This is a genomic window from Streptomyces sp. NPDC085937 (assembly GCF_044540535.1).
GTDB lineage: Bacteria > Actinomycetota > Actinomycetes > Streptomycetales > Streptomycetaceae > Streptomyces.
In genome coordinates, this window is sequence record NZ_JBITSH010000002.1 from 520,895 (window position 1) to 535,180 (window position 14,286).

Here is a 14,286-nt window from a genome sequence, read left to right on the forward strand (position 1 = left end):
GGAGCGGCGCCGCTCAGAACCCGAGGCGGCGCAGCTGCTTGGGGTCCCGCTGCCAGTCCTTCGCGACCTTCACGTGCAGGTCCAGGAAGACGGGCGTACCGAGGAGCGCCTCGATCTGCTTGCGGGACTTGATGCCGACGTCCTTCAGCCGCTTGCCCTTGGGGCCGATGACGATGCCCTTCTGGCTGGAGCGCTCGATGTAGAGGTTGGCGTGGATGTCGAGCAGCGGCTTGTCGGCGGGGCGGTCCTCGCGCGGCAGCATCTCCTCGACGACCACCGCGATGGAGTGCGGGAGCTCGTCGCGGACACCTTCCAGGGCGGCCTCGCGGATCAGCTCGGCGACCATGACCTGCTCGGGCTCGTCGGTGAGGTCGCCCTCCGGGTACAGCGCGGGGCCCTCGGGCATCAGCGGGATCAGCAGGTCCGCCAGCAGCTCGACCTGCTTGCCCGCGGTGGCCGACACCGGGACGATCTCCGCCCAGGCGATGCCCAGCTCCTTGCCGAGCTGGTCGACGGCGATCAGCTGCTCGGCCAGCGCCTTGCTGTCCACCAGGTCGGTCTTGGTGACGACGGCGACCTTCGGCGTCTTCTTGATCCCGGCCAGTTCCTTGGCGATGAAGCGGTCGCCGGGCCCGATCTTCTGGTCGGCGGGCAGGCAGAACCCGATCGCGTCGACCTCGGCCCACGTGGTGCGCACGACGTCGTTCAGCCGCTCACCGAGCAGGGTGCGCGGCTTGTGCAGCCCGGGGGTGTCCACCAGGATCAGCTGCGCGTCCGGCCGGTGCACGATGCCGCGCACGGTGTGCCGGGTGGTCTGCGGCCGGTTGGAGGTGATCGCCACCTTCTGCCCGACCAGAGCGTTCGTGAGGGTGGACTTGCCCGCGTTGGGACGGCCCACGAAGCAGGCGAAACCGGCCCGGTGGTCGGCGTCGGCCGGCTGCTCGGATGACTGGGTACGAACACTCATGCCGCCCATTCTCCCTGATCCCCGGACCCGGTCGAACCAACGCGGGCCCCGGCCCCCCGCGAGGGGGAGACCGGGGCCCACGAGGAACGCCGCGGCGGCCGTCAGCCGGAGGCCTTGACCTTGTTCCGGTTCGTGCTGAGGACCGTCTTCACCGAGGCTCCGGTGCTGGTCCGGGACGGGTTGTAGATCCGCGTCGCGCCCTCGGACCTCAGGCGGGCCCAGATGTCCGGGATGCCGTCGCCGCTGACGTCGGGGATGCCGAGGGCGGTCGGCAGGTTCGCCCCGCTCCGGCTGGTGCGGCACCAAGGTCCTGATGGCGGACGGCACGACCAAGCCGATCGAGGAGGTCGAGGCCGGCGACAAGGTCGTCGCCACCGATCCCGAGACCGGTGAGACCCGGATCGAGACGGTCACCGCCGAGATCAAGGGCGAGGGCCTGAAGCACCTGGTCAAGGTCGTCATCGACACCGACGGCGACAAGGGCGAAGCCACCGCCGAGGTCACCGCGACCGACAGCCACCCCTTCTGGGTCCCCGAACTCGGGAAGTGGCTCGACGCCACCGACCTCCAGCCGGGCCAGTGGCTCCAAACGAGCGTCGGCACGCACGTCCAGATCACGGCGCTGGAACGCTGGACCGCGCTTGGGGCGACAGTCCATAACCTGACCATCGGTGAAACCCACACGTACTCTGTGCTGGCCGGACAGGAATACCTCCTTGTCCACAATTCGCTCCCTTGTGAAGCGGACATGGAGGATGGCCTCAACCGGGCGCACCAAGCGGCCAGTGGCTTCGAGCAGCCGGGCGGAATGTCGGGGCATGCCGTTCTCGACAACGGTCAGCGCTTCGACCTTTCATCGGGGGTCAGTCCGGGCGGCGGGTGCCGCAACTGCCTTCCGGAGCATGCCGGTGGGACGGGACGAACGCCCTGCCGTACGGCGACGCGCACCCGGAATGGGTTCCCTACCGGATCGAGCCCGCGGCATCGGAACTTCGCGTGGGCGAGATGTGCAGGGTGTCCATTCCGCCGACGCGTCTTCATGTCGGGCATTACGAGGAGTGCGACCCTCCGCGCAATCTCGGATGGTCCCCCGCGCCCACGGCGGGAATCCACGTGCTGCCACCGGAGAAGGCCGACGACGAGGAGGCGGGGTGCATGCTGTATCTCGGTGGTGCCGAACCCGTTCGCCTGGAGCCTGTCGAGGACTGACCTTCACGCCCCCTCCTTCAGCACCCTCCTGATCAGCGCCCGCTGTTCCTCCGTCAGCCGGGGGTCCGCGCAGTACACCGTCACGCCGTCCACCGTGATCCGGTAGCTGAAACCGTCGGGGACGCCGGCCGGCGGGGTCGTCCCGCCGGCCGCCACGGCCCGTTCCGCCAGCGCGTGCCACTCGTGGGCGTCGGCCCGTCCCGAGGTGTCCACCTCGGCCCGCCGCTCGATGCCCGCGAAGCCGCCCGTGCGCCGTACCTGAATACGCATGGTCCGTGTCTAGTACGGAACTACAGCGTGCGCACCCCCACCCGCTCCCACGCCTTGGTCACCGCGACCAGTTCCTCGCCCTCCCCGTACCGGGCGCGTGCCGCCTTCACGGTGAGCGTCGCGAAGTCGGTGAACTGCGCGTCCTGGTCCAGCTCCCCGCCGGTCAGCACGTCGTACCAGACCTGCCCGGCGCGCTCCCAGGCGTTGCCGCCCAGGGTGGTGGCCGCCAGGTAGAACGCGTGGTTGGGGATGCCCGAGTTGATGTGCACGCCGCCGTTGTCCCGGCCGGTCTGCACGTAGTCGTCCATCGTCGCCGGCTGCGGGTCCTTGCCGAGCACGTCGTCGTCGTAGGCCGTGCCCGGTTCCTTCATGGAGCGCAGCGCCACGCCGGTCACGCGCGGGGCGAGCAGCCCGGCGCCGATCAGCCAGTCGGCCTCCCCGGCGCTCTGGCCGAGCGTGTACTGCTTGATGAGCGCGCCGAAGACGTCCGACACCGACTCGTTGAGCGCGCCGGACTGGCCGAAGTAGTCGAGGTTCGCCGTGTACTGCGTGACGCCGTGGGCGAGTTCGTGGCCGATGACGTCGACGGCGATGGTGAAGTCGAGGAAGATCTCGCCGTCCCCGTCGCCGAAGACCATCTGCTCGCCGTTCCAGAAGGCGTTGTTGTACTCGCGGTCGTAGTGGACGGTGGCGTCCAGCGGCAGTCCGCCGCCGTCGATGGAGTCCCGGCCGAACTCCTTGAGGAACAGGTCGAAGGTGGCTCCGAGACCGGCGTAGGCGCGGTTGACGGTGGCGTCCTGGCCCGGTTCGTCGCCCTCGCCGCGCGCCTTCTCGCCGGGCAGGTCGGTGCCGTGCCCGGCGTCGTACACGGTGCGCTGCGGTGTGCCGGGCTCGGCGCCGGCGAGCGTCGCGACGGCCGGTGCGCCGACCACCGTGGTCAGCCGGCGCTGGGTGCGCTCGTAGGCGTCGCGGCGCAGAGTGCGGCGCGCGGGGCCGTGGAGCAGGGGGTCCTCGGCCTGGGAGAGCCGGTCGAGGACGTGCGGCGGGACGATGGTGCAGAAGACGGGCCGGTGGCCCCCGTTCGTCGTCATGTCGGCACCATCGCACTGCGTGACCGTCCTGTCACTACCCGCAACAATGACGGATGAAATTCCACGTCATTCCGCCTGCCGCCCGTCGAGGGAGTGGTATACGGCACTCTTTGTCCTGTTCGTCCGCCGGATCCCGCATACTGATACGGAACCCCGCACGGTGGGCGACTCGGTTAAGCTGCGGAGCATCATGCACTTCGGGCTGTTTCTCCTTAGCTGCCGCGGTGAGGGTCTGCGTTAGGCCGACCCCCTCCCCGCGGAGAATGGCGCTGCGCCGTCGGCCGTCCCCAGGACATTCCGCGGACCATCGAGGAGCCCCCGCATCATGGCGAACCGCCAGCAGCCCAGCCCCATGCCGATCCACAAGTACGGCCGGTACGAGCAGGTCGACATCCCCGACCGCACCTGGCCCGACCAGCGGATCACCGCCGCGCCCCGCTGGCTCTCCACCGACCTGCGTGACGGCAACCAGGCTCTGATCGACCCCATGTCGCCCGTGCGCAAGCGCGCCATGTTCGACCTGCTGGTACGCATGGGCTACAAGGAGATCGAAGTCGGCTTCCCCTCCTCGGGCCAGACCGACTACGACTTCGTCCGCTCCATCATCGAGGACCCGGACGCCATCCCGGACGACGTCACCATCTCCGTGCTGACGCAGGCCCGCGAGGACCTGATCGAGCGCACGGTGGAGTCCCTGAAGGGCGCCAAGCGGGCGACCGTCCACCTGTACAACGCCACCGCGCCGGTCTTCCGCCGGGTCGTCTTCCGCGGCTCCAAGGACGACATCAAGCAGATCGCCGTCGACGGCACCCGCCTGGTGGTGGAGTACGCCGAGAAACTGCTGGGCCCGGAGACGGAGTTCGGCTACCAGTACAGCCCGGAGATCTTCACCGACACCGAGCTGGACTTCGCGCTGGAGGTCTGCGAGGCGGTGATGGACGTCTACCAGCCCGGCCCGGGCCGCGAGATCATCCTCAACCTGCCCGCCACCGTGGAGCGTTCGACGCCGTCCACGCACGCCGACCGCTTCGAGTGGATGCACCGCAACCTCTCCCGGCGCGAGTACGTCTGCCTGTCCGTCCACCCGCACAACGACCGGGGCACCGCCGTCGCCGCCGCCGAACTGGCCGTCATGGCCGGCGCCGACCGCGTCGAGGGCTGCCTGTTCGGCCAGGGTGAGCGCACCGGCAACGTCGACCTGGTCACCCTGGGCATGAACATGTTCTCGCAGGGCGTCGACCCGCAGATCGACTTCTCCGACATCGACGAGATCCGCCGTACGTGGGAGTACTGCAACCAGATGGAGGTCCACCCGCGCCACCCGTACGTGGGCGACCTGGTCTACACGTCCTTCTCCGGCTCCCACCAGGACGCCATCAAGAAGGGCTTCGACGCCATGGAGGCCGACGCGAAGGCCAAGGGCGTCACCGTCGACGACATCGAGTGGGCGGTCCCGTACCTGCCCATCGACCCCAAGGACGTCGGCCGCTCCTACGAGGCGGTCATCCGGGTCAACTCGCAGTCCGGCAAGGGCGGTGTGGCGTACGTCCTGAAGAACGACCACAAGCTGGAACTGCCGCGCCGGATGCAGATCGAGTTCTCGAAGATCATCCAGGCCAAGACGGACGCCGAGGGCGGCGAGATCACCCCGGCCGACATCTGGTCGGTCTTCCAGGACGAGTACCTGCCGAACCCGGACAACCCCTGGGGCCGCATCCAGGTCGCCACCGGCCAGTCCACCACCGACCGCGACGGCGTGGACACCCTCACCGTGCAGGCCACGGTCGACGGCGAGGAGACCACCCTGGTCGGCATCGGCAACGGCCCGATCTCGGCCTTCTTCCACGCCCTGCAGGGCATCGGCATCGACGTACGCCTGCTGGACTACCAGGAGCACACCATGAGCGAGGGCGCCTCCGCGCAGGCCGCCTCGTACATCGAGTGCGCCATCGGCGACAAGGTGCTGTGGGGCATCGGCATCGACGCCAACACCACCCGCGCCTCGCTGAAGGCGGTCGTCTCCGCCGTCAACCGCGCGGCACGCTGATCAGCCGGTAGGGGTCACTGCCGGGCCCCGTCCGCCGTCACCGGCGGGCGGGGCCCGGCGTCGGTTACCGGCCAATCACTGTGGAGGTCACGGAAAGGTCTCGTCCCGGGTACTGACTCCACCTCCCGGATGTGGCTAACATCACGCAGACGCGGCGACGGTGCTGTGGCGTTGATGGAGGTGCGACGTGCTGCCAGAACGGGGACCCGACGGCCGTACCTCCGCACGCGTGCGCCTGTTCGGCACCCGCGCCGCCTGGACCGCCGTCGGCGACGGGGAGTTCTTCTGCCCCGGCTGCGGCGGGGACCGCAACTACCAGCGGCTGACCGGCCGTCGCCGCTTCACCGTGCTGGGTGTTCCGGTGCTGCCGCGCGGGGCCTGCGCGCCGACCGTGGAGTGCGCCGCCTGCCGCCGCCACTTCGGCACCGACGTGCTGGACCACCCCACCACCACCCGCTTCTCCGCGATGCTGCGGGACGCCGTCCACACCGTCGCCCTCGCCGTGCTCGCCGCGGGCGGCACCTGCTCCCGCGCCGCCCTGGAGACCGCCGCGGCCGGAGTGCGCGCGGCCGGCATCGAGGACTGCACGGAGGAGCAGCTCGCCGCGCTGGTCGAGGCGCTGGAGGCGGACACCGGACGCTTCACCGGTGAGCCCTGCGTGGCGGGCCTGTCCATCGAACTGCACGAGGCGCTGGACCCGCTCGCGCCCCACCTGGCCGGCCCGGGCCGCGAGGCGATCCTGCTCCAGGGCGCCCGGATCGCCCTCGCCGACGGCCCGTACACCCCCGCCGAACGCGACGCCCTCGCCACGGTGGGCGCGGCCCTCACCATCTGCTCGGACGACGTCGGCCGCCTCCTGGCAGCGGCCCGGACGCCGTCCTGAACCGTGTAGGTGACGGGCGCCCTCAGCGCAGCTCCAGGTGCATGATCTGGCGGTGCTCGCCCGGACCGAAGTAGTCGCGGCGCAGTCCGCCGTCCGGTTCCTCGGGGTGGAAGCCCAGGGAGCGGTAGAGGAGGATCGCGGCGCGGTTGGCGGGCTCGACCGTCAGGCGCACCTGGTCGATGCCGTCCTCGCGCAGCCGCGCCAGGATCTCCGTCATCAGCTCCCGGCCCAGCCCGTGCCGGCGGTGCCCCTCGGTCACGCACAGGCCGAGGATCCAGCTGTCCCGGCTGAAGGCCGTCGTCGCGGCCAGGACGTAGCCGCGTAGTCCGCCCGCGCCGTCGTCCAGGACCAGGAAGTGCTCGGCGTACACGTCGAACAGCTGGCGCAGCAGGAAGGCCGGGTACGCGACCTCCTGGAACACCTCCTCGTCGAGCCGGCGCAGCTCGGGCAGGTCGGACTCCCGGGCCACCCGCAGGACCGGGGCGCCCGGTTCGGGGAACCCGTCGGGGCCCCCGAGGTGCCCGTGCCGGTCCAGCGTGCGCTCCAGCGGTTCGGCGGTCATGCCACCCCCAGTCGGGACGTGCGGACGTCAACGCGAACGCACCGGCGCGTTCACCCGGGAGGATGGTGGCTTCCGGTGGCGGCCGGTGGCGTCTTCTGGCTAGAGTGAGCCGTCAACTCACCGCGTGCAAGGGCGAGTTCAGGCGTGCACGGAGATGCTGACGTGCGCCTGCCGTGCGCCCGTCATAGAGGACTGGCGTGTTCCTGGCTGTCTCCGCGTGCCACTTCGGCCTACCGTGCGAGAACCGGAGATGCTGCTTCACCTGCCGACGTTCGCCGGAACGCGCAGTCAGGGCACACGGTCTCGTCCGACACCGAATGGAACGCGGCAGGGTGATGATGGACCGAAACGCCGACGCCCCGTGGTCGAAGTTCGATCCTGAGGCCTATGTCGACGCCAACTACCGCACTCCGCTCGAGGTCGATCTGCTGATCGTGCGGCTGATGCGCGACTACTTCGGGAAGTGCTTCGCGGACGGCGTCCCGGACTCGGTGCGCGGCGTCGACGTGGGTGCCGGTGCGAACCTCTACCCGGCGCTGTCCATGCTGCCGTGGTGCGAGAAGGTCGCGCTGCTGGAGTACGCCCGGCCGAACGTGGAGTACCTGGAGAAGCAGGCGTCCCCCCCGGGGTACGACGTGGTCTGGGACCCCTTCTGGGACCAGCTGGGCAAGCACCCCGCCTACGCGGACGTCGAGCCGAGGGGACGCTTCGGCGAGATCGTGGGCGTGGAGCGGGCCAACCTCCTGGACCTCGACGGCCGGCGCCGCTGGGACATCGGGACCATGTTCTTCGTCGCCGACTCCATGTCGGAGTGCCCCGACGAGTTCCGCCGCGGCGTGACCTGCTTCATGGGCGCGCTGAACGAGGGCGCTCCGTTCGCCACCGCGTTCATGAAGGAATCGGTCGGCTACCAGGTCGGCGACCATCGGTATCCGGCCTACCGGGTGAACGAGCGGGGGGTGCGCGACTCCCTGCGGGACTGGGCCGACGACCTGGAGATCCACGATCTGCACCACATGGTGCGGACGGGACACGAGGGCATCATCCTCGCCCTGGGACGGCGGAATTCGGCGATTGCCGACACGTAGGAGCGGGGACCATGTCTGCACACGGGCAACCGGATCTGTACGAGGGGTAGGGGGATGCAGATCAAGCCGCGCCAGCATTTGCTGGACATCTGGCGGGCCGCGGCCCGCCACTCGTTCGACGACGGCAAGCTCGTCTGGGGGGACACCGACGGGCTGAGCAGTGTCGCGGACGCCGAACGGCTGCTCTGCCTGCTGTACCCGGCCACCGAGATCCCCGCCTTCCGCCTGGACCAGCCGGACACCACCGAGCGGGACGTGCTCATGGCGCTGGAGCGCGTCGGCAGCCGGCTGGAGATCCCGCCGAACCTGATCACCGCGCTGACCCAGTTCATGCGCACCCACACCGGACCCGACGACAGCCCCACCTTCGCCGGCGGGCCGTACTTCAAACCGGTCGACTCGGGCGACGAACTCACGCACGAGCAGGGCAAGTTGGGTGTCGTCGACTCCTACTCCATGTCGGTCACGCTGTGCCTGGCCACCCTCGGCTTCCTCAAGGTCTACGAGAGCAGCACCACCCGCCCCGAAGTGCGCCGGGCGCTCGGCGAACTCCGGGACGCCACCAACACGCGGCTGACCGCCGCCATGATCAGCCTGCTGCGTTCCTTCACGGTGAACGTCTTCGACGCCGAGTCCGAACAGGGCCGGCGGCTGATCCAGGTCATCGGCCAGAACCGGCACTCCGACCGGGCGGTGCTCCAGCAGTTCTCCCGCCGCTTCCGGCCGCTGCGCGCCACCATCATCGAGAGCCTCAGCCGCGGCATCCAGGTCGACGAGGCCATCCGCGACGAGAGCCAGCTCTTCGAGTGCGGCTGGGCCTGGGGCGTGGTCAAGGACGCCCCCCGGATCACCGACCTGGACGTCCAGGTCGCCGGCCAGCCCGACGGCATCGCCGACCGGCTGCCGTACGTGTACTTCACCGTCGTCGCCCTCGACGGCATCCAGGACCTGTTCTCCGAGCGCACCCTCACCCTCGGACTGCTCGACGCCGACCAGCAGAAACTCGCCGAGGCACTGCGGCTGCGCTGGGAGCTGAGCCAGCAGTACTGGTCGGCCGTCGCCCGCTTCGGCTCGGAGCGCTGGCCCCTGGAGGACCTGCCCTGGCAGACCACCGGACTGCGCCTGGAGTCGGAGTACTTCTCCCTCACCGTCGCGGCCATCCTGGTCCACGACCTGGTGCGCCGGAAGGCCACCGACGACGACCTCACGCGCACCGTCTCCATCATGGAGCGCCTCGCCGACCGCGGCCGCGTCACCAGCCGTATGACCAGGAACGACACCGTCGTCCAGCTGCACGACCCGGGCGTGCTGATGCCGCTCGCCGGCTCCGAGCGGTCCGGGTCGCTGCTGCAGTGGCGGATGACCGACTTCTCCGCCCAACTGCTGAAGCGGACCGTCCAGCTCGCCGAGCTGTCACGGAACATCGACGCCCAGGACCGGCTGCTGCGCCTGGCGGAGCAGACCTTCGAGCACCTGTGGAACCGCAGGATCGAGGACGGCCACGGCGCCGGCCTCTGGGACGACGTCCGGGCCGTCTTCCCCGACGCCCGCGACGTCAACCGCCGCCTGTCCTGGAGCGTCACCGAGCGCGTCACCGAGTGCCTGGTGGCCGCCCGCAACATGTACGAGCAGCAGCCCATCCGCAGCCCGGAACTCGCCGAGCTGGCCCGGGACCTGCTCAGCGAGGCGACCCACCTGTTCGGCAAGGAACAGCTGGAGGCGTCCACCACCGCCGAGGGCAGCCGCGGCCGCGCCATGCGGAGCATAGAGAGCCGGCTCGACCACGCCCGCGGCCTGGTCGACGACCGGCCCGCCACCGCCTTCGCGCTCGCCCTGCCCGTGCTCCAGGAACTCGACACCCTGGCCCAGGCCCGGGACGCCGCCGCACAGGAGGGCTGAGCCGTGCTCGTCTTCGCGGCCTCCGACAAGGGAGGCACGGGCCGCTCGGTCACCAGCGCCAACCTGGCCTACCAGCGCGCCCTCAACGGCGACCACGTCGCCTATGTGGACTTCGACTTCGGCTCGCCCACCGCCGCCGCCGTCTTCGACGTGCCCAGCGCGCTGCGCGGCACCGAGGAACGGGGCCTGCACTCCTACCTGGAGGGCGAGGTCACCGAACCGGCCAGCATCGACATCTGGCGGCAGACCGAGCACACCGTGCTGCGCGCCCGGCAGAACCAGGCCGGCCGGCTGGTGCTCTACCCCGGCGACGCGGGCGGCGGCGAGTTCGCCACCGGCGAGGACGCGCTGGAGCGCTGCATCGACCTGCTGCTCCGGCTCAACAGCGAGTTCGACCTGGTCCTGGTCGACCTCAGCGCCGGCCGCAGCTACGCCGTCGACCTGGTCCTGGCGGCCACGGCCCATCCCCGGATGCGTCATGTCGCCCACCGCTGGCTGGTCTTCCACCGCTGGACCCGGCAGCACGTCATCGCCGCCGCCGGGCTGGTCCACAAGGAGAACGGCATCCTGCGCGGCGGCGTCGACCGCGGGCACGACGAGGCGGCCCTGCGGGGCAACATCCGCTTCGTCCGGGCCGCCGTGCCCGACCCCGAGTCGGCCATGTGGGCGCAGGGCTCGCCCGCCCAGGCGGCGTGGATGCAGTCCTGCAACAAGGCGCTGCGCCGGCTCGCCTCCGACCAGCACATCGGCGACAGCGTGGTGCTCGGCACCGTACCGCTGGAGCCGATCCTGCAATGGCGCGAGCAGCTGATCACCGAGGACGACGTGCTCGCCACCCAGATCGCCAACAAGGAGACGCTGGAGGCGCTAGAGGAGATCGCCCGGCGGCTCACCGACGACGCGCACTGGGGGCTGCCATGACCGAAGCGGTGTTCCGTGAGACCACCGCCGAACCACGCACCCAGGCGGTGCCGCTGTCCCACCTCTCCCTGGAGCTGGGCCACCTGTACATGGAGGACTTCGAGGCCGGGGCGGACCACCTGCGCCGGCACTTCGCCCGGGTGCGGCCCTGGGTGGAGGCCGCCCGCGCCGACGCGCGCGACCGGGCAGGCGGGAAACGCCCCCGTGTCAGCACCTGCTTCCTCGTCGACGACTACTTCGCCCGCTTCTCCAGCCCCGCCGACGTCGTCCCCCTGCTGCTGGCGGAGGCCGAGCGCGCCGGGCTGAGCGTCGACTACCTGGCCCGCGAGTCCGGCTGCGCCGTCACCGGGACGGTGCCGGTCGCCGAGGCGGTGGCCGCCCGCATCGTCGAGGAACCGCCGCCCGGCAGCTACGGCCACCGGCCGCCGACCGCGCGGACCGGCTGGCTGGCCAACGGGGTGCGCAGCCCCACCGTCCGCGCCCCCCAGGCGATGCGCAAGGCCACCGCCTGGCAGCCGCCCACCGAGACCGCCGCCCGCCGCCACTCCGTGTTCCTGGACGTCGAGCTGTGGAACGACGGTGCCGGCGGAGAGCGCCTGTGGTCCTGCCCCTTCCTGGCCGCCGTGTGGCAGCTCGCCCGCCTCGGGCTGCTCCGCCACCAGGGCGAGGCCGTCTTCACGGCGGAGCCGCACACCGGTGACGCGTTCCCCGACGACTGGGACGAACTGCCCCCGCTGGTGCGGCTCAACCCCCGGGCGGACCCCTTCGCCGCCTACCGGACCTGCTCCGTGCTCCCCAACCGTTTCCTGCCCGTCGAGCACGCCGTGCGGGTGATCCTCGACCGGACCGACGTGGACCGGGAGGCGCTGTCCCAGGTCGCGACACGCTCCGGGCGCGAGGGCGTGCCCGTCCCCGGCCCGGTGACCGACCGCGTCTCCTACGTGTACTACGAGGCGACCTGAGATGCGGGAGCCGGCGGGGGGACCCGACGTGCGGCCGGAGGGGACCGCACCGCGCGCCGTGCTCGCCTGCGGCGAGGTCCGCACCTGTCTGCTGCCCGCCGCGCAGGCCCTCGACAGCCGTGCCGCCGCCCAGCTGCTGCGACTGCGCGCCGACGAACGGGTCCTGGTCTCCGAGCGCCCCAACCTCTATGCACGCTCCCCGGACACCCTGACCGGCGTCGACTGCCCGCTGCCCAGCGCCAACGGCGCCCGGGTCCGCGCGGTCGGCACGGTCGCCGCGCGGGCCGCGCTCACCGAGGGCAGGGTGCTGCAGGCCTCCGCCCACTTCCGCCTCCCCGCCTCCGGACCCGACCACCGACGCCCCTGGGGCGACTACCTGGTGCGGCCCGGACTGGTCGAGCCGCTGGGCAAGCTGCCCCGCGACGCGGTCGCCGACGGTCTCCTCGACGGCGGACGCCACGGCGACCTCGACGTCGGACTGATCGCCGGCGGGCTGCTCACCCGGCTGCTGCGGCACCCGCTGCTCGACCAGCGGCCGCCCCTGAGGTCCCGGCCCACCCGGCTGCGCTGGGTGGCGCTGACCGGGCCCCCGGGCGAGCCGCCGGCCCTGGAGCGGTTCACCCTCGCCGAGGACGAGCTGCGCACCGTACGGCTGCGGGTCCCCGAGGGCACCCCGGCCGCGGACCTGGCCGGGCTCTGCGACGACCTCGCCCTGCACGACTGGCTGCTGACCACCCTGGTCCGCGTCCTCGACGGCATCCGTCTGGGCCCCGCCGGGGACCGGTCCTGGCCCCGCACCGGCCCGGACGGCGATCTGCCGCCGGTGGTACGGGCGTTGCGGCCCGCCGTCGACCATCTGCTGCACCTGTGGATGCCGCGGGCCCGGGTGTCCGGGGAGCTGGCCCCGCTGTGGGAGGCGCTGGAGGAGCGGCCCGGGTTCACCCGGCAGTGGCTCGCCCTGGTGCAGCGTGTCCGCGACCAGCTCACCCTGCACGCGATCCCGCCGGCGCACCGGGAGGTGGAGCCCGCTCCCTGATCCCCGCCCACGAGACGCCCACCAGCCGTGAGCGGACTCGACCGGACCCCCACGCACCCGTACGCATCCCGAACCGACGTGTTTCCCAACGGGGGGAGAAGCGAGATGAGCACGGCACAGTCACCCCAGCCCGACAACGCGACCGGCCCGCCGGGCACACCGGAACACCCCGCCGGCCGAGCACCGGCGCCGCCCGGCCGCGACACACCGCCCCGTACCCCGGACGCCACCGGGGCCGACGGACCGGACCAGCACCCCGAGCCCACCCCGTGGCCGCGCCGGCTGCTGGTCGCTCTGGTGGTCGGACTGCTCGCCTGGGGCGTCGCCGCGCTGCTCAGCCCGGAGGACGGTGCCGCCCGGCAGGTCGGCGCCGCCGCGCTGTGCGCCGTGGCCGCCGTCGCCGTCCAGCACCTCGTCCTGGTCCCGGACCGGGCGGCCGAGGAGCGGGCCCGGCGGGCGGAGATCCTGCTGGCCGAGACCGCCGACTCCGTCCGTGGCGGCTTACGGCGCTACGACGAACTGCGGCACGGCCTGAACCGGCACACCGAGGACATGAAACAGCTCGTCGAGACACGCCTGGTGCCGCCGGCCCGCACGGCGGAGCCCGAGCCGCCGTCGCCGGCCGTGGTGCGCATCGACTCCGTGTCCGACCTCGCCACCAACTTCGCGGAGGTCCTCGCCCCGGGCCTGCCGATCCTCTCCACGTTCGTCCGGCTGGAGATGCAGCGGGTGATCGGGCACATGACCGACCTCACGACCCTCACCGCGGAATGCCCGGGCGAGAACCACGACTGGATGCTCACCCTCACCCGGGCGGCGGAGAAGTCGATCAGCGCCACCAGCACCTCCGTCGACCGGCAGTTCTGGAACAGCGAGCCCGCGAGCCGCTATCTGCACGCCCAGAAGGAGGCCATCGAGCACGGCGTGCCGGTGCGGCGGCTGTTCCTGCTGGAGAGCGCGCGGGAGCTGGACGACCGGCTGCTGCGGCTGTGCGAGGAGCAGGAGGTGCTGCACATCGAGGTGCGCGTCGCCGTCCTGCCGGAGCTGCCGCCGCACCTGCTGCGCGGCACCACCAACGACTTCATCGTCTACGACGAGGCGGTGTCCTTCGAGATCGACCAGGACCTGCGCGACGTCAACATCCGCACCCGGCTGATCGCCCGTCAGGACCATGTGCACGACCGGATGAAGCGTTTCCGGGAGCTCTGGGAGGCCGGCATGAGCCTGCGCGAGCTGGAGGTACGGGTCGACGACGAGGAGGACGGCACCTGGATGGTCGACCGGGGCTGACCTCCCGCGGGACCCCGCCGGTTACTCCCGGGGGAGTAACGGCCGCGCACCGGCCGCCCGC

12 protein-coding genes and 1 pseudogene are annotated in these 14,286 nt (G+C 71.4%); 9 read left to right on the forward strand and 4 right to left on the reverse strand.

The genetic code is table 11. The features are described from left to right. Positions 1-13 precede the first annotated feature (13 nt). Complete coding sequence (gene era / locus ACIF8S_RS05800; protein WP_399997528.1) at positions 14-967, reverse strand: GTPase Era; 954 nt, start codon at positions 965-967, stop codon at positions 14-16. A gap of 298 nt (positions 968-1,265) precedes the next feature. Between era and ACIF8S_RS05805 the strand changes: the two are divergent. Beyond that, a pseudogene (locus tag ACIF8S_RS05805) lies at positions 1,266-1,694 on the forward strand (polymorphic toxin-type HINT domain-containing protein); the annotation flags it as partial. A gap of 485 nt (positions 1,695-2,179) precedes the next feature. Here ACIF8S_RS05805 and ACIF8S_RS05810 read toward each other — a convergent pair. Together ACIF8S_RS05810 and ACIF8S_RS05815 are read right to left on the reverse strand one after the other, a co-directional pair. Then, positions 2,180-2,446, reverse strand: coding sequence for a protealysin inhibitor emfourin (locus ACIF8S_RS05810; RefSeq protein WP_399997529.1), 267 nt, complete (start codon positions 2,444-2,446; stop codon positions 2,180-2,182). 20 nt (positions 2,447-2,466) lie between these two features. Then, positions 2,467-3,537, reverse strand: coding sequence for a M4 family metallopeptidase (locus tag ACIF8S_RS05815; protein ID WP_399997530.1), 1,071 nt, complete (start codon positions 3,535-3,537; stop codon positions 2,467-2,469). 325 nt (positions 3,538-3,862) lie between these two features. On the opposite strand from ACIF8S_RS05815, the gene leuA reads away from it, so the two are divergent. Both leuA and ACIF8S_RS05825 read left to right on the forward strand, forming a co-directional pair. Then, positions 3,863-5,584 (forward strand): 2-isopropylmalate synthase, encoded by a 1,722-nt coding sequence (leuA, locus tag ACIF8S_RS05820; RefSeq protein WP_399997531.1) that lies wholly within the window; start codon positions 3,863-3,865, stop codon positions 5,582-5,584. Between the two features lie 187 nt (positions 5,585-5,771). Further along, positions 5,772-6,467 carry a TerB family tellurite resistance protein gene (locus tag ACIF8S_RS05825; protein WP_349793002.1) on the forward strand — a complete coding sequence of 232 codons (696 nt, stop codon included), beginning with the start codon at positions 5,772-5,774 and terminating at the stop codon, positions 6,465-6,467. Between the two features lie 22 nt (positions 6,468-6,489). On the opposite strand, the gene ACIF8S_RS05830 is transcribed toward ACIF8S_RS05825, so the two are convergent. Continuing rightward, the gene (locus ACIF8S_RS05830; RefSeq protein ID WP_399997532.1) at positions 6,490-7,029 is read right to left on the reverse strand and encodes a GNAT family N-acetyltransferase; all 540 of its coding nucleotides are present in this window, start codon (positions 7,027-7,029) and stop codon (positions 6,490-6,492) included. A gap of 335 nt (positions 7,030-7,364) precedes the next feature. Here ACIF8S_RS05830 and ACIF8S_RS05835 point away from each other — a divergent pair, with 335 nt between their 5' ends. The 6 genes from ACIF8S_RS05835 (at position 7,365) to ACIF8S_RS05860 (ending at position 14,225) form a co-directional block, all read left to right on the forward strand. After that, entirely contained in the window at positions 7,365-8,117 is a 753-nt protein-coding gene (locus tag ACIF8S_RS05835) for an SCO2525 family SAM-dependent methyltransferase (RefSeq protein WP_349793005.1), read from the forward strand. A gap of 54 nt (positions 8,118-8,171) precedes the next feature. Then, positions 8,172-10,016, forward strand: coding sequence for an SCO2524 family protein (locus ACIF8S_RS05840; RefSeq protein ID WP_399997533.1), 1,845 nt, complete (start codon positions 8,172-8,174; stop codon positions 10,014-10,016). Positions 10,017-10,019: 3 nt separating this feature from the next. Then, positions 10,020-10,937: an SCO2523 family variant P-loop protein gene (locus ACIF8S_RS05845; protein ID WP_349793009.1), complete on the forward strand. Its 918-nt coding sequence runs from the start codon at positions 10,020-10,022 to the stop codon at positions 10,935-10,937. Beyond that, complete coding sequence (locus ACIF8S_RS05850; protein WP_399997535.1) at positions 10,934-11,899, forward strand: SCO2522 family protein; 966 nt, start codon at positions 10,934-10,936, stop codon at positions 11,897-11,899. Before ACIF8S_RS05845 ends, ACIF8S_RS05850 begins: the two co-directional genes overlap by 4 nt. A 1-nt stretch (position 11,900) precedes the next feature. Continuing rightward, entirely contained in the window at positions 11,901-12,935 is a 1,035-nt protein-coding gene (locus ACIF8S_RS05855; RefSeq protein ID WP_399997536.1) for an SCO2521 family protein, read from the forward strand. Between the two features lie 105 nt (positions 12,936-13,040). Continuing rightward, complete coding sequence (locus tag ACIF8S_RS05860) at positions 13,041-14,225, forward strand: hypothetical protein (protein WP_399997537.1); 1,185 nt, start codon at positions 13,041-13,043, stop codon at positions 14,223-14,225. Positions 14,226-14,286: the final 61 nt, after the last annotated feature.

Excerpts from the sequence above, each read along its gene's own strand:
- era (WP_399997528.1), bottom strand. The coding sequence starts at position 967 with ATGAGTGTTCGTACCCAGTCATCCGAGCAGCCGGCCGACGCCGACCAC.
- ACIF8S_RS05810 (WP_399997529.1), bottom strand. The coding sequence starts at position 2,446 with ATGCGTATTCAGGTACGGCGCACGGGCGGCTTCGCGGGCATCGAGCGG.
- ACIF8S_RS05815 (WP_399997530.1), bottom strand. The coding sequence starts at position 3,537 with ATGACGACGAACGGGGGCCACCGGCCCGTCTTCTGCACCATCGTCCCG.
- leuA (WP_399997531.1), top strand. The coding sequence starts at position 3,863 with ATGGCGAACCGCCAGCAGCCCAGCCCCATGCCGATCCACAAGTACGGC.
- ACIF8S_RS05830 (WP_399997532.1), bottom strand. The coding sequence starts at position 7,029 with ATGACCGCCGAACCGCTGGAGCGCACGCTGGACCGGCACGGGCACCTC.
- ACIF8S_RS05835 (WP_349793005.1), top strand. The coding sequence starts at position 7,365 with ATGATGGACCGAAACGCCGACGCCCCGTGGTCGAAGTTCGATCCTGAG.
- ACIF8S_RS05840 (WP_399997533.1), top strand. The coding sequence starts at position 8,172 with ATGCAGATCAAGCCGCGCCAGCATTTGCTGGACATCTGGCGGGCCGCG.
- ACIF8S_RS05850 (WP_399997535.1), top strand. The coding sequence starts at position 10,934 with ATGACCGAAGCGGTGTTCCGTGAGACCACCGCCGAACCACGCACCCAG.
- ACIF8S_RS05855 (WP_399997536.1), top strand. The coding sequence starts at position 11,901 with ATGCGGGAGCCGGCGGGGGGACCCGACGTGCGGCCGGAGGGGACCGCA.
- ACIF8S_RS05860 (WP_399997537.1), top strand. The coding sequence starts at position 13,041 with ATGAGCACGGCACAGTCACCCCAGCCCGACAACGCGACCGGCCCGCCG.